General features: G+C 44.5%; 24 protein-coding genes. 14 read left to right on the top strand and 10 right to left on the bottom strand.

The genetic code is table 11. The features are described 5' to 3' along the window. The first annotated feature begins 269 nt into the window (after positions 1 to 269). The 3 genes from BMX56_RS24055 (at position 270) to BMX56_RS24045 (ending at position 1,993) form a co-directional block, all read left to right on the top strand. Complete coding sequence (locus BMX56_RS24055) at positions 270 to 830, top strand: AraC family transcriptional regulator (RefSeq protein ID WP_090652241.1); 561 nt, start codon at positions 270 to 272, stop codon at positions 828 to 830. An 86-nt stretch (positions 831 to 916) separates the two neighbouring features. Next, a complete protein-coding gene (locus tag BMX56_RS24050; RefSeq protein WP_090652240.1) occupies positions 917 to 1,654 on the top strand; it encodes a heavy-metal-associated domain-containing protein in 738 nt (245 codons plus the stop codon). Between the two features lie 48 nt (positions 1,655 to 1,702). Then, positions 1,703 to 1,993: a hypothetical protein gene (locus BMX56_RS24045; RefSeq protein WP_090652239.1), complete on the top strand. Its 291-nt coding sequence runs from the start codon at positions 1,703 to 1,705 to the stop codon at positions 1,991 to 1,993. 6 nt (positions 1,994 to 1,999) lie between these two features. Here the strand turns inward: BMX56_RS24045 and BMX56_RS24040 are convergent, their stop codons facing one another. Together BMX56_RS24040 and BMX56_RS24035 are read right to left on the bottom strand one after the other, a co-directional pair. Beyond that, on the bottom strand, positions 2,000 to 2,269 hold the full coding sequence (locus tag BMX56_RS24040) for a hypothetical protein (protein WP_255369906.1): 270 nt from the start codon (positions 2,267 to 2,269) through the stop codon (positions 2,000 to 2,002). Positions 2,270 to 2,360: 91 nt separating this feature from the next. Continuing rightward, complete coding sequence (locus BMX56_RS24035) at positions 2,361 to 2,738, bottom strand: response regulator (protein ID WP_090652237.1); 378 nt, start codon at positions 2,736 to 2,738, stop codon at positions 2,361 to 2,363. Positions 2,739 to 2,925: 187 nt separating this feature from the next. Between BMX56_RS24035 and BMX56_RS24030 the strand changes: the two genes are divergently transcribed. Further along, positions 2,926 to 3,939, top strand: a complete 1,014-nt coding sequence (locus tag BMX56_RS24030) for a LacI family DNA-binding transcriptional regulator (RefSeq protein ID WP_090652236.1) — start codon at positions 2,926 to 2,928, stop codon at positions 3,937 to 3,939. 126 nt (positions 3,940 to 4,065) lie between these two features. On the opposite strand, the gene BMX56_RS24025 is transcribed toward BMX56_RS24030, so the two are convergent. Further along, positions 4,066 to 4,695: a nitroreductase family protein gene (locus BMX56_RS24025; RefSeq protein ID WP_090652235.1), complete on the bottom strand. Its 630-nt coding sequence runs from the start codon at positions 4,693 to 4,695 to the stop codon at positions 4,066 to 4,068. Between the two features lie 68 nt (positions 4,696 to 4,763). Then, complete coding sequence (locus BMX56_RS24020; RefSeq protein ID WP_090652234.1) at positions 4,764 to 7,013, bottom strand: transglycosylase domain-containing protein; 2,250 nt, start codon at positions 7,011 to 7,013, stop codon at positions 4,764 to 4,766. Positions 7,014 to 7,130: 117 nt separating this feature from the next. On the opposite strand from BMX56_RS24020, the gene BMX56_RS24015 reads away from it, so the two are divergent. From BMX56_RS24015 to BMX56_RS24005, 3 genes are all read left to right on the top strand, one after another. Beyond that, positions 7,131 to 8,219: an Mrp/NBP35 family ATP-binding protein gene (locus BMX56_RS24015; RefSeq protein WP_177183898.1), complete on the top strand. Its 1,089-nt coding sequence runs from the start codon at positions 7,131 to 7,133 to the stop codon at positions 8,217 to 8,219. Positions 8,220 to 8,366: 147 nt separating this feature from the next. Continuing rightward, positions 8,367 to 8,645 (top strand): NifU family protein, encoded by a 279-nt coding sequence (locus BMX56_RS24010; RefSeq protein ID WP_090652233.1) that lies wholly within the window; start codon positions 8,367 to 8,369, stop codon positions 8,643 to 8,645. Positions 8,646 to 8,758: 113 nt separating this feature from the next. Next, on the top strand, positions 8,759 to 9,385 hold the full coding sequence (locus BMX56_RS24005; RefSeq protein WP_090652232.1) for a hypothetical protein: 627 nt from the start codon (positions 8,759 to 8,761) through the stop codon (positions 9,383 to 9,385). A 118-nt stretch (positions 9,386 to 9,503) separates the two neighbouring features. Here the strand turns inward: BMX56_RS24005 and def are convergent, their stop codons facing one another. Further along, positions 9,504 to 10,076: a peptide deformylase gene (def, locus tag BMX56_RS24000; RefSeq protein ID WP_090652231.1), complete on the bottom strand. Its 573-nt coding sequence runs from the start codon at positions 10,074 to 10,076 to the stop codon at positions 9,504 to 9,506. A gap of 20 nt (positions 10,077 to 10,096) precedes the next feature. After that, positions 10,097 to 11,323 (bottom strand): M16 family metallopeptidase, encoded by a 1,227-nt coding sequence (locus BMX56_RS23995; RefSeq protein ID WP_177183899.1) that lies wholly within the window; start codon positions 11,321 to 11,323, stop codon positions 10,097 to 10,099. Between the two features lie 155 nt (positions 11,324 to 11,478). On the opposite strand from BMX56_RS23995, the gene hpt reads away from it, so the two are divergent. Continuing rightward, complete coding sequence (gene hpt, locus BMX56_RS23990) at positions 11,479 to 12,015, top strand: hypoxanthine phosphoribosyltransferase (protein WP_090652258.1); 537 nt, start codon at positions 11,479 to 11,481, stop codon at positions 12,013 to 12,015. Between the two features lie 190 nt (positions 12,016 to 12,205). On the opposite strand, the gene BMX56_RS23985 is transcribed toward hpt, so the two are convergent. From BMX56_RS23985 to BMX56_RS23975, 3 genes are all read right to left on the bottom strand, one after another. Then, on the bottom strand, positions 12,206 to 13,147 hold the full coding sequence (locus BMX56_RS23985; RefSeq protein ID WP_090652229.1) for a glycoside hydrolase family 43 protein: 942 nt from the start codon (positions 13,145 to 13,147) through the stop codon (positions 12,206 to 12,208). Positions 13,148 to 13,240: 93 nt separating this feature from the next. Next, a complete protein-coding gene (locus tag BMX56_RS23980; protein ID WP_090652228.1) occupies positions 13,241 to 15,010 on the bottom strand; it encodes a family 43 glycosylhydrolase in 1,770 nt (589 codons plus the stop codon). 18 nt (positions 15,011 to 15,028) lie between these two features. After that, positions 15,029 to 16,537 carry a family 43 glycosylhydrolase gene (locus BMX56_RS23975; protein ID WP_090652227.1) on the bottom strand — a complete coding sequence of 503 codons (1,509 nt, stop codon included), beginning with the start codon at positions 16,535 to 16,537 and terminating at the stop codon, positions 15,029 to 15,031. A gap of 410 nt (positions 16,538 to 16,947) precedes the next feature. On the opposite strand from BMX56_RS23975, the gene BMX56_RS23970 reads away from it, so the two are divergent. From BMX56_RS23970 to BMX56_RS23960, 3 genes are all read left to right on the top strand, one after another. Further along, positions 16,948 to 17,517, top strand: a complete 570-nt coding sequence (locus BMX56_RS23970) for a Crp/Fnr family transcriptional regulator (protein WP_090652226.1) — start codon at positions 16,948 to 16,950, stop codon at positions 17,515 to 17,517. Between the two features lie 62 nt (positions 17,518 to 17,579). Further along, on the top strand, positions 17,580 to 18,761 hold the full coding sequence (locus BMX56_RS23965; protein WP_090652225.1) for a serine hydrolase domain-containing protein: 1,182 nt from the start codon (positions 17,580 to 17,582) through the stop codon (positions 18,759 to 18,761). Positions 18,762 to 18,964: 203 nt separating this feature from the next. Then, on the top strand, positions 18,965 to 19,381 hold the full coding sequence (locus BMX56_RS23960) for an acyl-CoA thioesterase (RefSeq protein WP_090652224.1): 417 nt from the start codon (positions 18,965 to 18,967) through the stop codon (positions 19,379 to 19,381). Positions 19,382 to 19,541: 160 nt separating this feature from the next. Here the strand turns inward: BMX56_RS23960 and BMX56_RS23955 are convergent, their stop codons facing one another. Further along, the gene (locus tag BMX56_RS23955; RefSeq protein WP_090652223.1) at positions 19,542 to 22,037 is read right to left on the bottom strand and encodes a M14 metallopeptidase family protein; all 2,496 of its coding nucleotides are present in this window, start codon (positions 22,035 to 22,037) and stop codon (positions 19,542 to 19,544) included. A gap of 365 nt (positions 22,038 to 22,402) precedes the next feature. Here BMX56_RS23955 and recQ point away from each other — a divergent pair, with 365 nt between their 5' ends. The 3 genes from recQ to murF all read left to right on the top strand — a co-directional run bounded on the left by recQ (position 22,403) and on the right by murF (position 26,713). Beyond that, on the top strand, positions 22,403 to 24,574 hold the full coding sequence (gene recQ / locus BMX56_RS23950) for a DNA helicase RecQ (protein WP_090652222.1): 2,172 nt from the start codon (positions 22,403 to 22,405) through the stop codon (positions 24,572 to 24,574). 189 nt (positions 24,575 to 24,763) lie between these two features. Next, entirely contained in the window at positions 24,764 to 25,174 is a 411-nt protein-coding gene (locus tag BMX56_RS23945) for a putative quinol monooxygenase (RefSeq protein ID WP_218152481.1), read from the top strand. A gap of 156 nt (positions 25,175 to 25,330) precedes the next feature. Next, a complete protein-coding gene (murF, locus tag BMX56_RS23940; protein WP_369829650.1) occupies positions 25,331 to 26,713 on the top strand; it encodes a UDP-N-acetylmuramoyl-tripeptide--D-alanyl-D-alanine ligase in 1,383 nt (460 codons plus the stop codon). Positions 26,714 to 26,952: the final 239 nt, after the last annotated feature.

The following is a 26,952-nucleotide window of genomic DNA, read 5'->3' as shown; positions in this document are numbered from 1 at the left end:
GAGCCGATGGTACTGCGGTAAAACGTGGGAGAGTAGGTCGGTGCCAAATCTTAAATCAAGCCCTTGCTGGAAACAGTCAAGGGCTTTTTTGCGTTCCTTTAGTTCACTCGTTCATTAGTCATTAGTCATTGGTGTTCGGTTGGATACCATACAAACCGGTCATAGTATCTCAACATTATATAAACCGGAGCATTGCACCATGTTGTAAACTAACAAACCCATATATTCAGGGTGGTTTGTTTTTCGATTAATAGCGTAATTTTACCGCCATGAAGCTATATATTAAAAATATGGTTTGCAGCCGCTGCAAAATGGTTGTAAAAAGCGAGCTTGAAAAAGTGGGCTTACAGGTGCTTGATGTTGAGCTTGGCGAAGTGGAAATTAAAACCCCTCCAACAAACCAACAGCAAATGGAACTGACAGCCTCATTAAACAAATTGGGGTTTGAGCTGATTGACGATCAGAAAAGCCGCCTGATTGAACAAATTAAAACAATCATCATTGAGCAGGTACATTATACTGATGCCCCGGCGCCTTTAAAACTCTCGGCGGTGCTGGCAGACAGGCTCAATTACGATTATGGCTATCTCAGTAACCTTTTTTCGGCAGTTGAGGGCTCTACTATCGAAAAATATTACATCACCCAAAGGATAGAAAAAGTTAAGGAACTGCTGGTTTACAACGAGCTCAGCCTTTCCCAAATTGCTTACCAGCTGGGTTACAGCAGCGTGGCATATTTGTCAAGCCAGTTTAAACAGCTTACCGGGATGACCACATCTGCATTTAAAAATCTGCAAGGCAGCAAGCGCAAAAATATTGAAGACCTGTAAATGTTATAAAGCATAGCCATAATCCTGTAACAGCACAGGGCATAAGCCGCAGTAAATTTGTGTCAGTTAATTAAAACTCAATTATCATGACACATACCTATAACATTACCGGAATGACCTGTACCGGTTGCCTGGCCAAAGTTCAAAGCCTATTATCGCAGGTAAACCACGTTCAAAAAGTAGATATTTCCCTTGCCGAAGGAACGGCTGATATTACCATGAACCGGCACATTGGCACAGCCGATTTGCAGAAAGCGCTTGCCGCGCATCCAAAATACCAGTTAACCGATGCTAAGCCTCATCACCGGAATATAGTAGACAATGTTGACGATGCCGGGAATAAAACCTGGCTGCAAACATATAAACCCATCCTGCTCATCTTCGGCTATATTACCGTGGCTGCTATCATAGCGGGCTATAATGCAAAAAGTTTTGATCTGATGGTGGCCATGCGCATTTTTATGAGTGGCTTTTTTCTTGTGTTCTCATTTTTTAAATTACTGGATATCCGGGGCTTTGCCGATAGTTATGCCATGTATGATGTTGTTGCCCGCGCCTGGCGCGGATGGGGATATCTGTATGTTTTTATCGAACTTGGTTTAGGCCTGTCATTTGCAGTTAACCTTGCGCCATTCATCATTAATATCGTTACTATCGTGGTAATGTTGGTAAGTTTAATCGGGGTATTAAAAAGCGTGCTCAGCAAGCAACAAATCCGTTGTGCATGCCTTGGGGCCGTATTTAACCTGCCTATGAGCACTGTTACCATTATTGAAGATGGGTTGATGATAGTAATGGGCATAGCTATGCTTTCCCTGTTGTAATTTAACGCAATAGGTTGGATGTTTTTTTGAAAAACGTTACCTTGGGTTATGAATATTGGCGAGATAACCTGTGGTAATTTTCTGCTCCATAATTACTTTCGGGTCATGGGCCGGGGGCTTGCAGTCGCAGGAAAAATTACAGGTGGTTCCATAGCCGCCGGTAATTTTATTTCAGTCTGCCAGGTACTTGTAAAAATTAAAAGTGTAGAATTTGTGAGGGTGCCGGGAGGGGAGCTTATCGGCTTAATATTGGATATGGCTGAAAGTAACTGGATAGAAACCCAACTTGATAAACTAAAAGGACAAACCCTTTCGATAATAGCCGACGAAGTAAGCTAATTGCACTTACATCCTAAACCTCAACGAAACTGATCTCCCCAAAGCTTGCGCCAGTTCGGGATCAATCAGCGGGCCGTTACCTTGCTGTATCCATACACTGCGTTCATCTTTTTGAAGAGTGATTGTTTCGCCGTTCAGCAAAATTTCAAGTTCGCTGGTAGTCTTGTTTATTGGCGATGTGTTAACCTGGTAAACAAGGTCGGTATCGTTGTACGTTATTCTTAGTGGCAGTCCCATCTGTGTCTTCTCTCCGGGTAAATATACAAATCCAGGCATCTAAAAAAGCAAAAAGAAACTACAATTACACCACATTATATGCAAATATCTAATTACCAGCGAATTAAAAACCATGCACAGGAATATGCCATTAAGCCGCCAACTGGTATTCTACCTTTTCAATCAGGTTGTTGATACCAAACGGCTTGTGAAGCACATCATCAGGGGCTCCACTTTGGTTTAAAAATTTGCCAATATCATCCGCGGCCGAGCAAATGATAACCGGCAGGTTTTTGGTGTCGCGGTTAAGTTTTATCAGCTTGTAAATATCACGACCATCCATACCTGGTAAAAGCACGTCGAGGATTATCAAATCGGGGTGTGTGGCTTTAATATCATTGAAAATATTACCGGCGTCACTAAACGATACCACGTCATATCCGCTGGCTGTTAAAATATAGGTCATTACCTCTATCATCAGCTCATCATTATCAAGTATCAATATTTTCTTTGCCATGCTCTTTTCCATCCCTTCTTGTTTAGGTGTGCAAAGCGCATGCCATTGATTAACTTGCAGTTAAACTATATTTTACCGTAGTGAAAGGAGTACACATTATGATATGATTTTAACATATTTAGCATTAATTGCACCCGTTTTTTCGGTAGTTAATAGATGAGTTTTGTTACATTTGGCTGGATAAAAGATTTACGAGATAATGGATATTGTTAATATAAAGAAACTGGCGAAGGAGCTCAATATTTCTACGTCAACTATTTCGAGGGCTTTTAACGGCAACCCTGATATTAATAAAGATACCAAAGAACGCATCCTGGCTTTTGCCAAAGAGCATAACTTTTTGCCCAACCATTACGCCAGTAACCTTCGGGATAAAAAAACCAAAACGCTGGCTGTTATTATACCCGAAATAGCCAACGACTTTTTTTCGCAAGCCATAAACGGCATTGAAGAGGTTGCCCGTAAAAAGGGTTTTTATATTTTGCTGTATAGAACCGATGATGTTTTTGAAAAGGAAGTTTCATTTGTAAATTACCTGAACAACGGAAAGGTTGACGGTATCATCATGTCGGTATCGGGCGAGGCCAACGACCATAATTACCTGCGCCAGCTGGAATCAAAAAATGTTCCTGTTGTGTTTTTCGACAGGGTATATGAAGATATTGATGCAGCTAAGGTAACCACCAATGATTATGATAGTAGCTTTGATGCCACAGAGCATCTGTTGCAAACAGGTTGCCGCAGGATAGCCTACCTGGTAGTAAACAAAAGTATTTCTATTGGACAGGTGCGTATGCAGGGTTATATGGATGCCCTTAAAAAGCATAAAGTAGCCTTTGACGATGAACTGGTGATTGATTGTAGTAACGATGAAAAGGTAAACTACAAGATATTGGCCAAGGTATTGCAGGAAATAAAACCCGATGGGATTTTTAGCTCGGTTGAGCGTTTGGCATTTGCCACTTATTATGTTTGTAACGATTTGGGAATACAAATTCCCAAGCAATTGAAAATAGTTAGTTTTTCCAGTTTGGGAATAGCTCCCTTGTTAAGCCCTGCCCTATCAACAATTACCCAGCCTGCTTACGAAATGGGGATCAAAGCTGCTAACCTCCTTTTTGAAGCACTGGAGCATAAAACGGCATCAAACCACAAGCGGCACGTGGTTTTAAAATCTAAATTGTTTATCAGGAGGAGTTCTTTGGGTGAGTAATATTTGTTCATGGGCTATAGCTCATGGTTCATTGTCTGATTTAGCAATATATATAAGTAAACAGGCGACAGATATTGCCATCGCCTGTTTGTTTATCTCCATGATCTATGAACCATGAACAAAAAATTAAACATGTATAAACAGGTCGCTTTTTGGCCTGCGCACTTTAAGCATTTTGCTGTAAACGTCATCGTCGGCACGGTAGCCAACGGCGGCAATAACAGAGGTGGTTAAGCCTAATTCCTTTAAACCCAGTATCTCATCAAATTGGGCGGCATCAAAACCTTCCATTGGCGCTGCGTCAATACCTAATTCAGCAGCTTCGGATACCAATACACCCAAAGCAATGTAAGTTTGCTTATGCGACCAGGCTAATTTTTGCTCATCTGTATGGCTGCTTAATCTGCCTAAAATCATTTGCTCGTACCCGGCAAGGCTTTCACGTTCTACGCTACGAATATCGGCAACCAGGTCGATAAATTTTTTGCCAAAAGCTTCGTCCAACGAAGTTAGAGAGGCAAAAACGAATAATGCCGATGAATCTGTGATTTGAGGTTGGTTATAACCTGCTGCACGCAACTTTTGTCGTGTTTCGGCATCCTGAACTACAATCACTTTGAATGATTGTAGGCCATATGACGATGGAGCCAGTTGTATGGCGCTTAGCAATTGATCTAACTGCCCGGCGTTTATTTTTTTAGAAGGGTCGAATTTTTTTACAGCGGCCCTTTTTTGTAATTGATCTATTAGTGACATGACGATTTCTAATTTTGTTGAGACAAAAATAGATGTTTAAACATTTAAATTCGTCATGTCACCGTAAACTATAAATTGGCTTTAGCTTTCAGTTCGTCTTCTTTATCGCTTTCTTCTTTTTTAAGCCGTCGTTTTTCCTGGCGAATGTCTTTCCGGGTTTTGCCGGCTGTATCAATATTATCAATCCGGTTTTTATAATCCAGCTTAAGGGCTTCAATCTGCTCTTTAAGCTTTTCTTTGGCCGTTTTTTCTTTTTGCTTTTCTACCTGTTCTTTCTTTTGCTCTACGCTATCTTTTTTACCAAAAAGGCGCTGAAAAAAGGTTGGCTTTTTTACAGGTTCTTCAATAACGGGTAACGTTTCATTGTCATCGTTTCCACCCTGTTTCATCAGGCTATCAGCTTTTGCGGTATCAATAGGCGCAATTCTTTCCCTTAAACCTTCCCTTAACCTAACGTTATAAAATCCGTAGGCGCTGGTATCGCGTGGTGTAAGGCCCTTTTCGGCCATCAACTTGCCTATCAGGTTAAAGTAGCCATGCAAGCCGGGCCTCAGGCTGCCATCGGGCTGAAACGCGTATAAGCCCCCTTTAGGGTACGGAACAATGCTGGCCAGGTAAATACTCTCGCCGAGGGTAAGCTCTGACGGCGATTTGCCAAAATAAAAATGCGATGCCTCATTAATACCGTATATGTTGCGGCCCCATTCAATGATGTTCAGGTAAACCTCCAACATCCGGTTTTTGGTCATAATGCGGTTGTTTTCGATGATCCAAACAATCAATATTTCCTCAATTTTGCGGACCAGGTTTTTATCGCGGTTTAAAAACGAGTTTTTAACCAGCTGCATAGATATACCGCTGGCACCGCGTTTAAACTTTTTGGTTTTAAAATCGGTTGCCAATGATTTGCGGAACGCTTCTTCTACAAAGCCATGGTTGTTATAAAATGAAGGATCTTCGGCAGTCATAACCGCGTTGCGCAGATTGGGGGCTATTTGTTCCAGCGGTGTAAATTCGGGGTTGTCCGGGCCAATGAGGTGCGGCGCCTGCGGCTTTCCTTTTTCGTAAGGCGTGTAAACAAACGGGCTGTTCAACTTACCCAGATCTGTTTTGCCATATTTAATTATCCGGAAGCCATCCTTATCCAAACGAGAATCAAATTGCAGGTCGTCTATCTTAGTTGCATCCATATAAAAATGCATGCTATATTTCAGCTTTCCGGCAACCTTAATGCCATCCAGGGCATCAAACATTCCCTGTGGAAAGGAGTCAAAAACATCGGTGGCATTAAGCCAGTCGGTATTCATTTTAAGCTCATATATTTTGGTTGGATTGAGCGTGTATTTTACATACGGCCTGGCTACCAGGTTTTTTATATGAATTGTTGACGAACTATCAATAGACACGTAATTACTACCCACAAACAAATTGGCATCAATGGATGCCTTAGGAAAAACAATATCGCCGGGCGATAAGCCGGGATGATTGATGAGCAGGTTACTTACCCCCCATGATCCGTAAATCCGGGTTTCGCCCCCACTATGTTCAACCTTGGTTAATTTGGTTGATATGGTATCGGCATTTATTTTCAGGTGAAGTTTTTCCTGTATAATGGGCAATTCTATCTTTTTGCCATCGGCATAAAGTTTTATATCGATGTTTTTATCAGATGGGTGCATTTTACCCATAAAATGCCAGGTAGATTCGCCGTTATCAACATCAATGGTTGAAGTAAGGTTACCATCTTTTATCTGCGCTGTTTTTGCAAGTAGTTTTAATTGTGTGCTATCATCCTTAAAACTTACCACAAAATTGCTCAACGTAAGATTATCGGGTATTTTATATAGCACCTCGTTAACCAGGTTGTTGGCCAGTACTGATAGATCGGCCTTGGTTGTTGATGTAGTGTCGCGTTTCTTTTTAAACAAAAAATCAAAGTTTTTAACCCCTTTAATATTCGTGAGGTTGATAAAGCCATCCTGTAATAAAACATCCGATAATTTAATGTTACCAACTATAAGTGGTAACAGCTTAACACTCACCACAAAGTTTTTGATGCGCAGCAGGCTGTCACGCTGCTCGGGCACTATCGTAACATCCGAAAAAGAAACTGTTGCGGCGCCGGTAAAATGGGCCGAGCCGATTTTTACATCCAAATTATAATCGTGCTTTGCTTTTGCAGTAGCTTTGACGATAGCTTTTTGGAGCAGGGCCTCGCGTTTTGAATAGGCAATATAACCGCCTATTAACAATATGAGGAACAGCGGGATAAGGACAAATGCGGCTATGCGTATATATTTAGGGTTAAGGCGCTTCATAAGTAAATTTTTCCAAAACTAAACTAATTCTTATCCCCTGCAAACGGTTGTTTCTGTAATTTGTTTCCTGCTTAAACACAAATCAACCACTCGTTTTCATAAATTTGCCATAATATTATGATAATCACTAAAGAACAAGTTTTACAAGCACTGGGTAATGTTGAAGAGCCAGACCTGAAAAAAGACCTGGTTACCCTCAACATGATACAGGATATACATATTGATGGCAACAAGCTTAGCTTTTCGGTTATATTAACCACGCCTGCCTGCCCGCTAAAGGCCATGATTGAAAATGCCTGCCGCAATGCTATCAGCTACTTTATCAGCAAAGATGTTGTGGTAGATGTTAACATGACATCGCGCGTTACCACGCAGAAAAACACCGGTGTACCGGGTGTTAAAAATATCATCGCGGTAGCATCGGGTAAAGGTGGCGTTGGTAAATCAACCGTTGCTGCTAACCTGGCATTGGGCCTGGCAAAATCGGGCGCCAAGGTGGGATTGATTGATGCAGATATTTACGGCCCATCTGTACCCATTATGTTTGGGCTGGAAGGTGCGCGCCCGCAGGCAAGCGCGGTTGACGGCAAAACCCGCATTGAACCGATTGAAAAATATGGCATAAAGTTATTGTCGATAGGTTTTTTTACCGATCCAAACCAACCGGTTCCATGGCGCGGGCCAATGGTATCAACAGCTGTAAAACAACTGTTTAATGATGCCGATTGGGGCGAGCTGGATTACCTGGTGGTAGATTTGCCCCCGGGCACAGGCGATATCCATATTACTATTACGCAAACCTTCCCGGTTACCGGGGCGGTTATAGTAACTACGCCGCAAAACGTGGCTTTGGCCGATGCCCGCAAAGGAGTAGGTATGTTTATGATGCCGGCCATCAATGTGCCGATACTGGGCGTGGTTGAAAACATGTCGTATTTTACGCCGGCCGAACTGCCAGACAACAAGTATTATATTTTTGGCAAAGGCGGCGGGCAGAAACTGGCTGAACAACTGGATGTGCCCTTTTTAGGCGAGATCCCCCTGGTAAAAAGCATCAGCGACTCGGGCGACGCAGGTACCCCGGCAATTTTGGAGGCTGATGGTGTAATGACCAAAGCCTTTATTGACATGGCCCAGCGCGTAGCGCAGCAGGTAGCTATATCAAACGCGAAAGCATTTGAAGCGAGCCTTGAGTCAGAAGTCTAAAGTTCTAAGTCTTGAGTCGTAGGTACCAAGTCAGAAGTAGCAAACGGTCTTTTTTGACTCAGATCTTAAGACTTTGGACTAACCACTTTAAGTATAAAATATATTGCAAATTATTGATAACTTTACTTTAGTTATAAATTAGTAAAAATGAGTTTATTAAGTCAGGTTGAAGCAGCTTTAGATACCATTCGTCCGTATCTGGAAGCTGATGGCGGGAATGTTTCAGTTGAAGAGATTACGCCCGAGGGTGTTGTTAAATTAAAATTATTGGGTTCATGTGGTTCATGCCCTATGAGCATCATGACCCTTAAGGCCGGCATTGAGCAAGCCATAAAAAAAGCAGTGCCCGAAATTACCAGTGTTGAAGCATTAAACCTTACCGACATTGATGATCCGAATGCGGTGTTGCCAGAAAATTTAAGATAGTGTTAAGTATTGTTAAATCCTGTTTGTAATTTACTGTATTAATTATTTTTGAGCAACTTTTTGAAACTATTTGGCGTTATTAAGGTAACTACAGCAAATAGGTGTTTAAGTATATGAAGTACCTGGTTATTATATTTTTATTGTTTGCATCGGTTGCGGCGTTTGCACAAAAACACGATGACAGGCCACTTGTGCAATTTACGGGCGTAGTACATAATGCCGATAGTACGGATGTTATTGTGCCTTATGTATCAATTACCAATACATCTTTTCATAACCAGGTTTACTTAAGTAATTATAAAGGCTATTTTTCATTTGTGGCACATGAGCAGGATACCCTGCGCTTTACCTGCGTTGGTTACGGGCAAATACTGGTGGTTATACCATCAAACCTGAATACCAAAAGCTATACTTTACAGGTAAACCTTAAGCCGCAAATTATTAACCTGCCTACATTTCACGTATTTCCGTGGGCTACTACAGACGAGTTTAAGAAAGATTTTTTGGCCATAAAACTTGCTGATGACGATCTCGAAATTGCGCGTAAAAACATCAGCAAGGCATCATTATCAGCCTTGTATAATACCTTGCCCAGGGATGCACAGGAAATACAATCGGCAAACGCGCAATCAATGCACAACACTATCCTCAACACGCATTCACTTACACCCAACCCGCTACTTAACCCCCTGGCCTGGGGCAGCCTGATCAAGCAGATATCAGATGCGGATAGTAAGTAAGTCGTAAGCCCGGAGTATAAAGTCAAAAGTCTGTTTTGGTGCAATAAAAAAACCTACTGATGTAGGCTTGCTTTTATAAGATATGTTGACTTCTGACTAATGACTTAAAACTTCAGACTTATCTCCCCTTTTTAACAGCCGGAAATTTCATCTTATATTCAACATTCACAGCGCCTTTTGAAATATCGTTCAGTTTTTTTTCGATAAGGCGTTTGCGTAGCGGGCTCAGTTTATCGGTAAATAGTTTACCTTCAATGTGGTCATATTCGTGCTGGATAATACGGGCGGCCATGCCTTTAAAGGTCTCTTCGTAGTGTTTCCAGTTTTCATCGTAGTAGGATATCCTGATAACCGGTTTACGGTAAACATCTTCACGAATATCCGGAATGCTCAGGCAGCCTTCGTTAAAGCCCCACTCTTCGCCGGTTTCGTCTATTATAGTTGCGTTTATAAATGCTTTCTTAAAGTCTTTAAGTTCGGGTTCATCATCATCAAACGGGGTGGCATCAACCACAAACAAACGCATAGACATGCCTACCTGCGGGGCTGCCAGGCCAACGCCACGAGCACCGTACATAGTTTCAAACATGTTATTAACTAATTCTTTAATATGTGGATATTCATCCGGCTCAATGGCTGTTGCTTTCTTTCTTAAAACAGGGTCTCCGTAAGCGATGATAGGGTACTTCATTTTGCAAAAATACAGGTTTATTACTTAGGCTCAAACTTCAATGTAATAAGCCTGTCATTATCAAATATTTCGTTGCCTATTTCCAGCAATTGTTCGGCGGTAACGGCATTTATTTTGTCGAAAATATCTTCCAGCGTATCAATATGATTAAAATCCAGCAGGCTTTTGGCCATTGATATAATCAGGCTCATGCGGTTCTCTTCGGCAAGAGCTATTTGCCCAATAAACTTTTGCTTGGCCTGGTGCAACTGCAGGGTGCCCAGTTTTTGATCGCGTAGCTTCTTCAGTTCCTTGTGTACCAGGCGCGACGCCTTTTCGGCCTTTTCGTTATCCGTGCCAAAGTAAACCGAGAAAATACCGGTATCGCTAAACGGGGTATAGTTTGATTCGATGGTGTAAGCGATGCCATACTTTTCGCGGATCTCGAGATTTAAACGGCTGCTCATCCCCATGCCGCCCAACAAGTTATTAAGCAGTAATAACCCGTATTTATGCCGATGAGATGATGGGTAAGCCTGCCCGCCAATAATACAATGCGTTTGCGATATTGGCTTTTTAACAATTACAATGCCGCTGTTATTTGCCTTTGGTGCAATCCTGTTTTTTTTGGGGTGATGAGCCTCTATCCCGCCGAAATATTTTTCGCACAGCTTTACTACCTTCTTAAAATCGTAGTTGCCATGTACAGCAAATATCATTTCGGATGTGCTGTAATTGGCTTTAATAAAGGCCCGCATATCATCGCTGTTCATGCGGCCAACGGTTTCAGGTGTACCCAAAATGTTTTTACCAAAAGGATGGTCCTTAAACAGCAATTCCTCAAAGTCGTCTTGTATGGCTTCTTCGGGCTGATCGAGGTATGAGGCTATCTCGTCAAGTATTACGCCGCGTTCCTTTTCCTGTTCATCTTCGGGGAAGGTAGAATGGAACAGAATATCCTCAAACAAATCAATAGCCCGTTCCAGGTGCTGGTTAAGCAATGAGGCGTGGATGCAGGTATATTCTTTGGTAGTATAAGCGTTTAAATCGGCACCAACAAGCTCCAGCCTGTTCAGGATCTGGTTGGTGTTGCGCCGTTCTGTTTCTTTAAACAACAGGTGCTCAATAAAATGGGCAAGGCCTTCCTGCCGGTTGGCTTCATCGCGCGAGCCTGCGTTTACAATAAAGCAGCAATGCGTTATTGTAAATGGCGATTGTTTGTACAAAATACGGATGCCATTGGCTAAGGTGTGGGCCTGGTAGTCGATCATATAAGAGTGCAAAGATAACGTTATATATGTTACAATTATTTTACGCACAACTTGCAAGCGATTTTACTATTTTAGTAGATTAAATTTGTACCGCCGAAGCATTAACAGTAATGCGATATAACCGGCAATACCCCGTAAAAATAAATCGATCAATGAAAATTAAAATTGCAGACCTTGAGTTTGAGCCCCTTATTAATGCCGAAACGATTGAAGAACGTGTAAAAGCTATTGGCCTACAGTTAAATGAAGATTTTAAACAGAGTATTCCGGTATTTGTGGGAGTACTTAACGGAAGCTTCTTGTTTATTGCCGACCTGATAAAGCAAATTTCTATCCCCTGCGAAATCTCGTTCACAAAGCTGGCCTCCTATTATGGCGGCACTACCAGTAAACTGAAAATCCGCGACGATATTGATTTAATTGTGGATATAAAAGGCCGCGACGTGCTGATTATTGAGGATATTGTTGATACCGGAAACACCGTACATTACCTGATAGACAAATTGAAACAACGTGGTCCGGCTTCTATTAAAGTATGTTCATTGTTGTTAAAGCCTGCTGCCCTGCAAAAGAAAATTGACGAGCTAAAATATGTTGGTTTTGAAATCGAAAATGAATTTGTAGTGGGCTATGGGCTGGATTATAAAGAAATGGGCAGGAATTTGGATGCTATTTATAAGAAGGTATAGATTGATTTTCGAGGTGGAATTTTAAAATCGGGCTGAATTATTTTCCGATATCTAACATCCCAACAAAATGCCCCTGAAAAAATTCAGAGGCATTTTGTTAGTCTCTATATATAAAATCGGATGTTATCTGTTTAAATCATTTACAGCTAACCTGTCCAGGTTAGGGATGACACCAACAAGGGCGAATAGTTTATTCGTTCAATAGTTTAAGGGCTGTTTGTTTAGAAATTTCGATAACCGTTCCGTGCGCCATTTTAAGATCAGTTGGTTGGCGTTTCCAAGTGTTCAGATCTTTCGAGGTAAATATGTAGGCAAAATCGCTCTCGAAGGGATCTGTAAACATGCAATAGTTTGAACCTATTTTTACTATCGACGGGCCTTCATCACCTGTTGATGGGGTCACCGGCCCATGTTCATCGCCCCAGGGCCCTTCCGGGCTTTGGCTGGCCCGATAATAAATATTAGGAATATGGGTGTTATCGTCCTTTTTATAAAATAAAAGGTAGCGTTTGTGGTCCTTATAAATAAAAGCATCTATCGGCCCCTGGTTGCCGGCTGCACCGCCCGCCGGCGATCCGTTGCGGAAAAGAACAGCGGGCTTGCTAAATACCTTGAAATCCTTTGTAGTTACAAAATATATCCTGCCTTCTCCTCCTTTTTTCCACGGACCGATATTTGACGACCAATAGATCATATAGTTTTTCTTTTGAGGGTTAAAAAATATTTCGGGTGCCCAGCAATTGTTGGTACTATCTATACCTGAACCTACAGGAATGGCTTTTTCCTCTCCCCATTTTGCCGGATCTTTGGATTCGGCATAGCCAATGTTCTTACCTTTCCACCCTGTGGTCCATACCATCCGGAAAATTCCATCTGCTCCCAGGTTGATGCTGGGGTCCCTGATCAGCTTTTCGCCCACCTGTGGTGTTGCTACAACCTTTCCGTGGTTAACGGGCAGCCAATTGATACCATTTGTGCTTATAGCAAGGTTAACACCGGCGTCCTGCTCAACAAAATACGAAAAAAGGAAAAATTGCTTTGCATTGGTATCAAGCTTTGTTTGCGCATTAGCTACGCCGGCGCGCACTGTCAGCAAGGCGATCAGTTGAATAAGTACCGTTTTTTTCATCATTTTTATTGTTGGTTAAAATCTGTCAATGCAGTTATTTTGTATTATTACCCAGCGGCAACATCGTTCAGGATAAATCCATATTCGCCGGTGGTGTCATTTAATGAATACGACGTGACCGCTTTTGACGATGCCGTTTTCGTTAAAACGCTCCACAGTAAAGTAATAGCTTTGTTTGCTATTTAAATTTCCAATTTCGGCACCGTTTTTTCCATTTACCTGGTAGTTCTGATACAATTTGCCGGGTGCTATGCCATACCTGATATTATAGCCTGCTGAAGATTGAGCGGCAGGCCAGTTTAAACGAATACGGCACCTGTCGGCACTATCCCTCACTGCAGTAAAAGTAATTTTTTCTTTGGGCAGTTGCTGTAATGGCTTCCCAAATATCCGCAGCCCCCATAATGCGAAAGTGCCGCCGGGAACACTTACGTTCCTGATACGCACATACCTTGCAATTACAGGTTTAACCAATTCAATATAGGGGTGTGGGTTATCCAGCGCTGTTAACCAGGTATTGTTTATTAATTTCCAATGGGCATTGTCGGCCGATACTTCCAGTAAATAATCATAAGCGGCATTGGGTTTCCGCCCATATATCCCGGCATGATGATCGGCAAAGTTAATTTGTATCGCATTAATTCTGCTTCTGGCTTTCAAATCCATACTTATCCATTCCTTATCACTGCCGGTTGCAGCGCTCCAATATGTCCTGACATCCTCATCCGTCGCCAATGAAGCCTCATGCCCCTTAATTTGGGACGAAACCGAAACCGGCTTGTTGTAAGACAGCAACGCCCATCCTGTAGCCAGATCAGGGGGGTCGCTTATCCGGCTATCAGGTACAAAAAAAGGATAGTCGCCATAACCGGTGTAAGTATAAGCGTCATCCGGGGACCGGAAGAAAGCCGGAAAAATTCCCAACCGGCGCTCATACCGGTGATGTACCGATATGGTCATTGTCGAGATTCTCCAATAATTACCGTATTTGTCCTGGAAGGTACTGCTATGGCCCGCGCTGCCTATAAAGCCTCCCTGCCTGGCAGAAAACGGATTATTCGGGGCCAGGTGGAAAGGGCCTACCGGCGAATCGCCTGTGTAAAGCCCATCCGAATAGCTTTTAAATTCTGTTTCGGGACAAGCATATTGCAGGTAATATTTTCCTTTAACTTTTGTCATCCACGCCCCCTCAATCCATGGCCGTGAGGGCAGTTCGTTATGCTCACCCGAGCGTTCCCAGCCATTAACAGAACGATCGCTATTGATAAGCGAAACAGCCGGCGCTTTGGGCATCAGGGTTTTCATGTCGAGCTCTACAACAAAAATGGGATTGATATTTGAGCAGCCATAATAAAGATAAAGCCGGTTATCATCATCAAGAAACAAATCCGGGTCAACCAGGCTAATCGGAAACGCCGGATTGGCAACTGTCCACTTTCCGCTTTGCGGATTACCCGTTTTGTAAATCTTGCCTCCATCCTTTCCGGTAGAGGCCATAAACAAAACCGTATCTCCTATTACCACGGCGGTTGGCGCATAATCTTCCAACGGCAAATCATTCGTTTTTATAAGTTTCCATTGCTTCAGGTCGGGCGAGTGCCAATATCCTCCCGATTTGGAAGCAAAAAGGTAGTATTCGCCTTTAAAAACGATGACGGCAGGGTCGGCAGCCTCCCTGCGCGATGGCGTATCAAGGCAAAATCTGTAGTCAAGGTCCAGCGGGTTACATATGGTGTATCGTGCTTTTTGCCGGTTCTGTGCACGCAAGTCGTTGCATCCCCAAAATACAGTTAATAGTACCAGGCCGGAAACGAGGGCAACGGCCCTGAACATTTGTAAAATATAATCTTTTGTATGTTGGTTCATCTTTTCGGTGTGATGGCATTAATATAGCTTCATTTCCCATAGGCCCGGCGCACCGGATAGTATGGTTACCCTAACATACCTCGCCAATCCTATTTTACCGGCAACCTCCGGCGACCGCACTACAGTTTCGGTATTTGTTTTAACCGTTAACCACTTTTTTCCGTCGGTTGATTTCTCCAGCTTCCAGGTATGCCCTAAGGTGGAGGCCACAAAATACAACTCGCACCTGTTAATCTTTTTAGGCGATCCCAGGTCGGCTTCAAGCCAGGGCTGGGTATCTTTACCGGATGCCATCCAGAAAGTCCCGTTGTTGCCATCCACCGCATTTTCGGGCTTACCATTCATGATACGCTGAACGGCAACAACGCCTTCGCCCTTATCGCGGGGAGCAATGCCTGCAATACCGGATATCGCGGTGTCGATAATAGACTTGATTAAAGAATCAGGCTTGAAGCCCGATGCCTTAACAGCCACTGGCTTTATGGCCACGGGGTAGCTGTTTTTTAACAGTGAGCCTATGCCGGCGCGGTTTACCTTCACGGGTTTGATGGTGCCATCAGCATTAAAATCCAGTTTATTGGCAAAAACCTGCCGGGTTGTATAACCATTACCATATTCCAGGTAAAAGAAAACGTATTGCCCGGTGCCCGGCATTTCAAATACGTTGCCATGCCCCGGCCCCCAAACATTGGCAGCGATATCTGACTGTAGTATAATATCCGGACCGGAAGGGGCCGAATACGGCCCCAGGGGGCCGGTTTTGCTCATCATATAAGCATACACATAGTTGGAGCCGCCACTTAGTGTATAAACATAATAATAAATCCCCTTGCGCTTAAACAGGAAAGGGCCTTCAGAGTAGCCGGACCGCGAGGTTTGTATAAGTATTTTATCTCCTGTCAGGGTTTTCCAGTCGGGGCTAAGTTTCGATATATTTCTTTTCCTCCACACCAGGTAGGCCGACCCGTCATCATCAACAAACGGGTCGCCGTCAATATCATTCGCTACGGGTTTAGTCTCTTGGCCGGCTTTTTCGGGTTCGTTGAAGTAAACACCCGTGCCATTAGTAAAATGAAATGGCCCCTCGGGTATCGCGGCTGCCAGCAGGTAGGTACCCACCTGCCCGTCGGGTTTAACAATGGTAGCAAACATTTGGTATGCACCATCCTTTTTAAATACCTTCCCTGGCGCCCAAAAACGGAAGTAACCGGTTTTATCCGCGCCATTCCGGTCTTTGTAAGTATAAGGCTTACTCCAGTCAATAACCGGTAATATATTCCCGTTGTAGCTCCAATTAATCAGGTCGGGCGATTTCCATACCACTGGCGGGCCCATCCTGTCAAGCTTCTGGTCAATGTCTGATGTTCCGTAAAGATAATACACGCCATTGAACGTAACTACCGAGGGATCTGCGGAGTAATCCGGAATAACCGGATTAAATCCCGGCTGCTGGGCATAACATATACCGTTCAGGGCTGCCAATAACAGTGCGATGAAGAAATTTTTACTCAATATATAGTTACACATATTTATAGGTTGCTTTGTTGTGGTTTATAGGTTGCAGCCTGTTATAACATCCAGGTTGCGATATGGCAAAGATGCCGGCTCAAATGTTTCCTATTTGAAGTTCAAATATGAAACATTTTAATGATTGCCAAAGGGGGTAAATCGCTCAAACACCGGGGAAAATGATATTCGGCCTAACTTAATACCTATTATGTGCAGGTTTATCGTGGCAACTTTGAATGGCAGGCTCCATAATTTTCCTGCCGGGGCCGGCGTCCCTAAAAGCCGGCGAGTGGCCGCCTGCTCTTTTTAAACTTCAACGGATTTGTCAATAAGCTGCAGTATCGACCAAAAGCTAACGTCGGAATTTAGTCCTCGTGATTAATTTATTAAGTTTGTATACTGCCTATAGCAGGCTACACCTTCAACCTATGCATCAGTTCAGAACTTATTTTGAAAAATATTTTCCAATTGCCGATAACGACTGGGAAATATTCTCAAAAAAACTGACCCGGAAAGAGTTACCCAAAAGAAGCCTCCTGTTACAGGAAGGACAGGTTGAAAACCGCATTTCATTTATTGAAAAAGGTATTGTAAGGTTTTTTATCCGGCAATCGCTTGATAAAGAAATCACCTTTGCCATCATATTTGAAAACGAACTTATGTGCTGTTACGATTCTTTTTTGACGCGCCAGCCTGCCGAATATAATGCAGAAACAATTACCGAAACCATCATCTGGAGTTTTTCTTATGATGATTTACAGCAGCTTTATGCTACCATGCCGGTTTCAAATGTTCTTGGACGAATTTTGAGCGAAGAGATATACCTGATTAAGGCTAAAAGAGAGTTATCTGCATTAAAATACCAGGCAAAGGAACGATACCTCAATTTATTTAAAGAAAAGCCCCGGCTGGTTAAAGAGATCCCGCTAAAATTCCTTGCTTCCTACATTGGTATAACGCCCCAGGCGCTCAGCCGCATCAGGAAGCAAATTTATTAACATAGGTTCATTTTTCCTTTTTTTATAATTCGCCAGTTTTGCTTCAATCAAAACATGGCATTATGAAATCAATCAGGTATATCCCCATTAGTTTATTTGCGTCGATAATAGCTTTATGCGCGTTTACCGGCTGTAAAACCAGCCATTACCGCCCGGCTGTTTATTCATATTCAAAGCCACTACTATTAAATGACGGTATTGTTGTGGACAACCTGGATACACTCAAATCAGATTCCTCTAAAATCATCCAACTCACAAAACTGATACTTGCGGATAGTTTCCCTAACATTCACAGTTTATTAATCATGAAGGATAATAAACTTATATATGAACATTACTTTGCGGGGTACGATCAAAACAACGGGAAAAATTTGGGATACATCGATCACGGGGCCAGCGACCTTCATGACTGCCGCAGCATTACCAAAAGCGTTGTATCAGCCTGTATTGGTATCGCTATTGAACATAAGTTCATCGGTAGTATTGATGAACCAGTTTTTAACTACTTCCCGGAGTATGCCCGGTATAACGATTCTATAAAATCAAAAATCACCATCCGCCATCTGCTTACCATGACCAGCGGCTTAAGCTGGAACGAGTATATTTCTTATTCAAATCCGCTGAACAGCGAGGTTAGGATGAACCTTACTGTTGATCCGATTGGGTTTATATTAAACAGGGATACCAAATATAAGCCCGGCAGCTATTGGGTTTACAGTGGCGGCAACACGCAAATACTGGCCGAGATCATCAAAAAAACCAGTGGGATGCCGATAGATAAATTTGCCGAAAAGTATTTATTCGTCCCGCTGGGCATCAAAAAATTTGAATGGAACGGGCTCTTCTTTAAAAAATCCATGCCATCTGCTGCCTCGGGCCTGCGCTTAACATCAAGAGATATGCTAAAGATAGGCATGCTCTATATGAATGATGGCAATTGGAATAAACAACATGTTTTAACCAAAGCATGGGCCAATTCTTCTTTGAGCACTCATGTAGCCCGTAACGAGTTAAAGCTGATAAAAAAAGGAGGCTATGGTTACCAATTTTGGACATACCAGGAAACCATCAACAAACAAACCTATGATATTACCGAGGCCAAGGGCAATGGCGGCAACGCTATATTTTTTTGCAAATCGCTGCGGCTTGTAGTAGTAATTACTGCGGGTAATTACAACAACTGGAAAATAAAAAACAATACTTATGCTGCCTTTTGTAATTATATACTGCCGGCATTCCTTTGATTGATGCATTGCAGGAATCCTCTTTTGTTTCCCGGGCCTCGGTAGCGCCTGGTGCAATTCTTCATTTTTGGCAGATATCATATAACAGATTGCCATATATTTGCGGGCTACCTGTTAAGTCATGGGTTTAAGTTAATTTTTTTTCATTTTAACTTAGACCTCAAGACCTTCGACCAAGACTAAATGATTAACATAACACCACCATGGAATACACAAAAACTTACGTTGCAAAGGACGAGCACATAGATGTGCAGCAAATTATGGATGGCTTATACTATCCGTTTTATATGGAATACTGCCGCCATGATTATATCAGGGAAGTGCTGGGTTTCGATTTTGAAACCGAGGCCAAAAATGGCGTTCATATGGTGCTATCAAACTACAGCATCAGTTTTTTACGGTCGTTAAAAAAAGGCGATGAATTTACGGTTACCTGCACCTTATACACCGATAAAGCAGGCCTGCCCAAACTGCATTTTAAACAATCTATCATTTTTAATAACAAGGTAATGACCAAAGCCGTATTCACCGGCACCTGCGTACCCGCAACGGGCGGGCGGCCTTATCTGCCAACATCAATACTCGAGAAAATTAAAGATGCTCCTGTTGGTGAGTGGTGAGTAGTGAATGGTGAAATAATTGTTAGGGCAGGATAATGGTGAGTATTTTTAGGACTGTCATAAACATCCGATTAGCTAAAACGCCCACCTGTTTAACAGGCGGGCGTTTTAGCTAATCAAAAGCTCCCCCTTCAGGGGGCTTGGGGGCGCGGCTTGGGGCCTACTGCCCCACCATAAACACGGCATTGCTAAACAGCAGTTTACCGTTTTCCCAGAAACTGCGGAACAGCGGATCGTCAACCATATATACAACCGAGCCGCGGCCCATGGGCTGAACGCCAAGCAATAAACCGTTATTAATTTTTTGTTTAGCTGTTGCACCTGCAAAGCCCGATACATAGCTGTCTTTTTTTATAGTACCTACATTCCAGCCGTCTTCGCCGCCAAATAGCTCATAGATATCATCGTTCATTTTTAATGAATAGTAATAGTCGGGCAGGCCGAAACCAAGCGGATGGGTATTATCGAGGTTTAATTTAAAAATAGCCCCGGGAATCATGCCGCGGATAGCATCCCGGTCGCGGTCGCCATAAATTTTAACGGTCTTATCTTTATCCTTATCGTCTTTTTTATCCTCTTTCTTTTTCAGCAGGATGCCTTTTTTATCAACCAACGATGCCACAGCATTATCAATAGCAATTAAACGGCCGCCATCGCGCACCCAGTTTTGCAACTTATCGGATGGGAAATCATCGTAGCGTCCGTCAGGGAAAATAGCTACATCAAAATCGGCCAGGCGTGTGCGGGGAATATCCTGGTACCTGATCAGCGTAATAGGGTAGCCCAATTGCGCTTCAAACAAGTGCCATACTTCGCCCATGGCTTCGGAGTTTACGCCATCGCCGGCAACCAGCATTACCTTAGGCTGGCGGATGTAACGTACCGCATCTGACCCCAGATCCGATCCTTTATCCACAAAGCCCGACGAAAGCGGCGTAACCTCCTGGTTAAGTTCGGCAGCGGTTTGGGTAACCACCTGGTCAAAATCGGCACGGTCATTGCCCGCGCGGGTTATTAATAATGAGCCCGGTGCAAAAGTTTTGCCGGCAGCATCGAACGATTTTTCGGCATAACGCACTTTTATCTTCTTCTTAAACAAAGCCGCCAGGAATTTTACATCAGCTACCGAAGACCATGATGATACGTAGGCATAAGCATGGGTATTTACCAGGGGCTTCGGCGCGGCAATGCTCCACTCGGCACTTGCCGGTTTTAATGATTCTTTTATGCCATAAGCCTTCAACCCAAATGCATACGGGAGCGACCATGCCGTAATATCATACGTATTTGAATCGGGGATAATAGTTTTGGGCTCCAGCAGCACATGCAGCAATACCGCTTTAGGCTGATAGGCATTTACCACCAAGTCGTTAGGACCTACGGTATAGGCTTCGGTTTTGCCGTTCATATAATCATACCCGGTTACCGATTTATTGGCCAAACCAAAACCATACTGAATACCGTTGCGGGCAAGCAGTTTGGCCATGGCATTTATTTTATTGTTGTTATCGTTTTTGATAACATAGGTTTTGTACTCGCCCGGCGGGTTGGTGCGGCTATTGTCATAAAACTTTTTAAACTCATCTTTAAATTTTTGCGCATTGGCCGATGCCGTTTCAACCGTACTTAAACCGGTAGAGTGGTGGTGCGCCACCCGTTGTACCAAAGTAAGTGTATCGCCGCTACGGTTAACTACGGCCAGGCCTGCGCCAATACCGCCCTGCTCATAAGTCATCCCGATTGAGCCGTTGTATAATGGATAGGTATCGCCATAAGATGGGTACAACAGGTCGAACTCGTATTTGGTAAAGTACATCCAGCCATTTTGGTCAAAGTATTTGGCGTTGTTTTTACCAATGAGTACCTGGGCATCGCGCTGCCATTGGGTAAGGTCTTTATGGTAAGGCTCGGCAGCCGGGGCAAAGTAATATGGAGCGTTAGGGCCCTGCTCGTGGTAGTCAACATGTATTTGTGGCAGCCACTGGTTATACAAACCAACGCGGGCCTGGGTTTCCTTTTGCTGCTGCCATGCCCAATCGCGGTTAAGGTCAAAGTAGTAGTGGTTTACCCTGCCGCCCGGCCATGGCTCGGCATGCTCGCGCGAGGTTGGGTAAGCATCCGGCGACAAACCGTGTACCGAATTATAAAAATTAACATACCTGTCGCGGCCGTCGGGGTTCAGGCAAGGGTCGATAACTACCAGCGTGTTTTTAAGCCAGGCCTGGGTTTGGGCGTTTGATGGATCGACTAAATCATATAAAGTCCACATGGCGGCTTCGCTCGATGCGGGCTCGTTGCCATGTACGTTATAGCTTAACCAGGTAATTACGGGTACATTGGTAATAACAGGTCCGCTTTCTACACCGGCCACCCGCAGGTTATTATGGCGGATCTCTTCCAAACGGCCAATATTTTCATCCGATGCAATGAACATGGCCAGCAAGGGACGGCCCTCGTTAGTACTGCCAAACTGCTGCAGCTTCACATTTTTTGAGGCCTGGGCAACATATTTAAAATACTCCACAATGCGGTAGTGCGGGGTAAACTGGGTACCCAGCTTATAACCCAGGAATTCATCCGGCGATTGTATTTTTTGGGCGAAAGATACCGTTGCCGAAACAACAGCCAATAACACAACAAGTAGCTTTTTTATCATAAAACTGATATAGATGGTAGTAAAAGCTAAATATGGTGAAAATATGTGCAGATGTGCAAATTTCAGATGTGCAGATGTGGAGATTGTTACATTAGGTAGATGTGCAGATTTCAAATTACAGATGTGCAGATGATTTTATATGAACTCGGATTAAGCAGATTAAAAGATTACCTCGATTTTTTAAATAATCGAAGTCTGAAAATCAAAATCCCAATAATCCGAAAAATCCGCTTAATCCGAGTTCAGACAAAATCCACTCACAAAAAATCTAAAAATTTTAGCAATCTCCCTGATAATTTGTAATTTGCCCCTGAAAAAGCAAATCAATTTGCACATCTGAAATCTGTAATCTGCACATCTAAATCATGACTCCGTTATCGGCCCTGCAAAAATATTTTGGTTATAGCGCCTTCAGGCACCAGCAGGAGGCTATTATCCAGCATATATTAAACGGGCAGGATGTAATGGCGCTGATGCCAACCGGCGGCGGTAAGTCGTTATGTTACCAGCTGCCCGCGGTATTGCTTAACGGGCTAACCATCGTTATATCGCCGCTTATTGCCCTGATGAAAGACCAGGTAGATAGCCTGAACGTGAGCGGCATCCCCGCGGCTTTCCTAAACTCGGCACAAAACCCCGAGGAGCAGCGCCAACTGGTAGAAAAATTAAGAAGCAACCAAATCCGCCTGCTATACCTTGCGCCCGAGCGTTTGTTTGGCGCCGAAAACAAGCTGGTGCCCTTTTTAAAAACGCTGAATGTAGTACAGATAGCTATCGACGAAGCACACTGCATCTCGTCATGGGGGCACGATTTCCGCCCCGAGTACCTGATGCTGGCCCAGTTAAAAACCGAGTTCCCAAATGTGCCTGTCATCGCGCTTACCGCCACTGCCGATAAGTTGACGCAAAAGGATATCCTCGAGAAACTCAACCTTAACAAGCCCAAAGTATTTGTATCATCATTTAACCGCGAAAATATTACCTACCGGGTTATCCCCAAAAAAAACAGCTTTCAGCAGCTGGTTAACTTTTTAAACGAGCGGAAGGATGAATCGGGCATTATCTACTGCCTCTCCCGTAAATCTACCGAAGATTTGGCCGACGACCTGAAAGCCGCCGGCTTTGCTGCCGAAGCCTACAACGCCGGCCTTAGCAACGAAACCAAAGTGCGCAACCAGGAAGCCTTTTTACGCGATGAGGTGAAGATCATTGTGGCCACCATCGCCTTTGGCATGGGCATCAATAAATCAAACGTGCGCTACGTGGTGCATATCGACCTGCCTAAAAACATCGAGGGCTATTACCAGGAAACCGGCCGTGCAGGGCGCGACGGCCTGGCATCCGAGGCACTCCTATTGTATTCGCCGGGCGATGCGGGTAAACTGCAGCATTTTGCACGCATAGAGGGTAACGAGGCCCAAAGCCGCATTATGCTGAACAAGCTGAACGATATGGTACGCTACTGCCAGCTGCAAAGCTGCCGCCGCCAGTATCTGATGAACTATTTTGACGAAGCCTTCCCGCCCAATTGCGGCTCATGCGATGTTTGCCTTACCGAATTTAAACGCTTTGATGGTACGCTGATAGCCCAAAAAGCCCTCTCGGCCGTGGCCCGGCTCAACGAGCGTTTCGGCATCAACTATGTGATTGATTTTTTACGCGGATCCAAATCCGAGAAGATCCGCGACGAACATAAACACCTTAAAACCTACGGCATCGGTGCCGATATCAGCAAGCCCGACTGGCAGCGCTACATTCGCGAGCTGCTTACTATGGGCTACCTGCAAATGGGCGGCGACGAATACCCCATTGTAAAACTAACCGACCAAAGCGCCGCCGTACTAAAAGGCCTGCAAAAGGTTGAATTTATTGAAAGCGAAACCGTTGAAGAAACCCACACCCACGTACAGGCGCCACCGCATGAAGCCGAATTGCTAAGCCGCATCAAACGCGTACGTAACGATATTGCCCAACATGAAAACGTGCCGGCCTACATCATTGTATCTGATGCTACCCTGGTAGAGATGGCCACCTACCTGCCGCAAAGCCTCGACGAGTTGCGCCTGATCTCGGGTTTTGGCGACGTAAAACTGGCCCGCTACGGGCGCGAGCTGTTGCAGCCCGTGAAAGATTACGCCAAAGAAAAAGGCCTCGAGTCAAAAATTGCCTATAAATCGCCCAAGCGGGAACGCAAGGCGGCGTCCGTCCGTCCGGCACAACCCGTTAAGGCCCGCAAAACAAACGATACCCGTACCGAGTCGCTCAGGCTTTACCAAACCGGCAAAACCGTTGCAGAAATTGCCGCCGAGCGCAGCCTCTCGCCCATGACCATCGAAAGCCACCTCAGCTTCTTTGTACAATCGGGCCAGCTGGAGGTAGAAGCCTTGGTACCCGCCCAAAAAATCCCCGCCATTAAAGATGCCGTTGAAAGCTACGGCTCCCAAATGCTCTCGCCCCTCAAACAAATCCTCGGCGATAACTACAGTTACGGCGAAATTAAAGCGGTAATAAGCTGGATGAGCAGGGTTAACGTATAGATAAACGACCTTACAAAAAGGCAGTTTGAACCATGTTTTTCCAATTCCCCTCTCGAGAGGGGGCGCGCCGGCCTGTGTCGCTGCAGGGGTGTGTTAACCCGCGTTCGCCACCATGCAAACCCACCATCCAATAATCCTGTCCCCCTAACCAATTTTATCCCTAAATTTAACCAACCAATTCAAACTAACATGAAAGCAAACACAGGCTTAATCCGCGCGTTACTATTGGCGGCAATTACTGCTATATTCATGCTTGGCATAACCAACACCACCATGGCACAGCAAAAAAATCAAATGGTAAGGCTGGCAAAAATCCAGATCGACCCGGCGCAGTTAAATCAATACAATGCCGCCCTCAAACAGCAAATGACCACCGCCGTAAGTGTCGAGCCTGGTGTATTAACTTATTACGCCGTGGCCGATAAAACCAATCCCGCGCACATCACCATCCTGGAGATATACGCCGATACCGCCGCCTACCAGGCACATATCCAAACCCCGCACTTTAAAAAATATAAAGAAACCGTTCAGCACATGGTAAAGGCATTGGAGCTGGTTGATGTCAACATGATAGGCTTTGCCAAAAAACCGGGTATGTAGCTTCAGCCAAATCCTCCCCGGCAGGGAGGACTTAAAAAACAACGCCGCTTCAAAAAAAGTCTCCCCTTCCGGGGGAGATTATTCATGTGTTTGTTTTTATTGAATTCATGATTGCTTTCGCAATTTAAAGGGGGCTTTGTTAACTTTACATCACGTATGATTACTACTCAGCAACTTTACCAGCTATACCTGCAGCACCCTGTTATCAGCACCGATACCCGTAAAATAGCGGCCGGCAGCCTGTTTTTTGCCCTTAAGGGCGATAAGTTTGATGCCAACACCTTTGCCCAACAGGCCATTGCCGCAGGCGCAGCCTACGCCGTAATTGATAATCCCGCGTACCAGTTTGGCGATAATTATTTGCTGGTGGCCGATGTGCTTACCGCCCTGCAGGATCTGGCCCGCCACCACCGCCGCCAGTTAAGCATCCCAGTTATTGGCCTTACCGGTACCAACGGCAAAACCACCACTAAAGAGCTTATCAACGCCGTATTAGCCCGACACTTTAAAACCCAGGCCACCCAGGGCAATTTAAACAACCATATAGGCGTACCCCTCAGTATTTTAACCATCGACGCCAGCCACCAGATGGCCGTTATCGAAATGGGGGCCAATCACCAAAAAGAAATCGAACTGCTTTGCACCATCGCCCAGCCATCGCATGGTTTAATAACCAACGTAGGCAAAGCGCACCTGGAAGGTTTTGGCGGGGTAGAGGGCGTGAAGAAAGGCAAAGGGGAGTTGTATGATTATTTTGCAAAGTCCGGAAGTCCGGAAGTCGGGAAGTCCGCAAGTTTGGCAGGCCAACAGGTAGCAAACGCGGTATTTATTAATAGCGACGATCAAACATTGCTTGATATGGCCGCTGCCCGTAAGCTGGGCAACGTGGTGTATTACGGCACCAATACCATCGACGATTTGGTGAGCGGCCAGCTGGTGGAAAACTCGCCCCTGCTAACTTTGGAGTATACCAACAATAAAACCGGCCAAAGCTACACCGTAAAAACCCAGCTCACCGGCGCTTATAACCTGCATAATATTTTGGCAGCCATAGCCATCGGCAGCTATTTTAATATCCCTGCCGAGCAGATAAACGCCGGTATTGAAGGCTATCAGCCTAAAAACAACCGCTCGCAAATTGTGAAAACGGAAAGCAATACCCTTATTTGCGATTACTATAACGCCAACCCCAGCAGCATGCTTGTAGCCATCGAAAACGTTGGCAAACTGCAGGCCCCACGCAAAGTACTCATCCTGGGCGACATGTTCGAGATGGGCCCCGAGTCGGCGGCCGAGCATGCCTCCGTGATCCAAAAAGCGCTGGATACCCCGGTTGACGAACGCATTTTTATCGGGAAAGACTTTGCCGCAGCTGCGCAGTCCATCGACCATGGACTATGGACCATGGGCCAAAACACCTGTTACGCCACTGCCGAAGATGCCATTGCTGCGTTAAAGGCCAGCCCCATCACCCATTCAACCATCCTCATCAAAGGATCGCGCGGCATGGCCCTGGAGCGGTTTGTGGAGTTGTTTTAACGAGGGTGATTATCATATTTAAGTACAATAACCTTTCAAAAAAAGGGCTGTCATGGTGAGCCTGTCGAACCATAGCGGGCAAAGGCCTCTCCGCGCGACCCTTCGACAGGCTCAGGATGACAGGCCTACGCACCTCGAACGTAAAACAACTGTCATCCTGAATTGCACAAGTTTCGCGAATAACCTTTCAAAAAAAGGGCTGTCATGGTGAGCCCGTCGAACCATAGCGGGCAAAGGCC

The organism is Mucilaginibacter sp. OK283 (assembly GCF_900110415.1).
GTDB lineage: Bacteria > Bacteroidota > Bacteroidia > Sphingobacteriales > Sphingobacteriaceae > Mucilaginibacter.
This window is presented reverse-complemented; position numbering and strand designations above follow the sequence as displayed.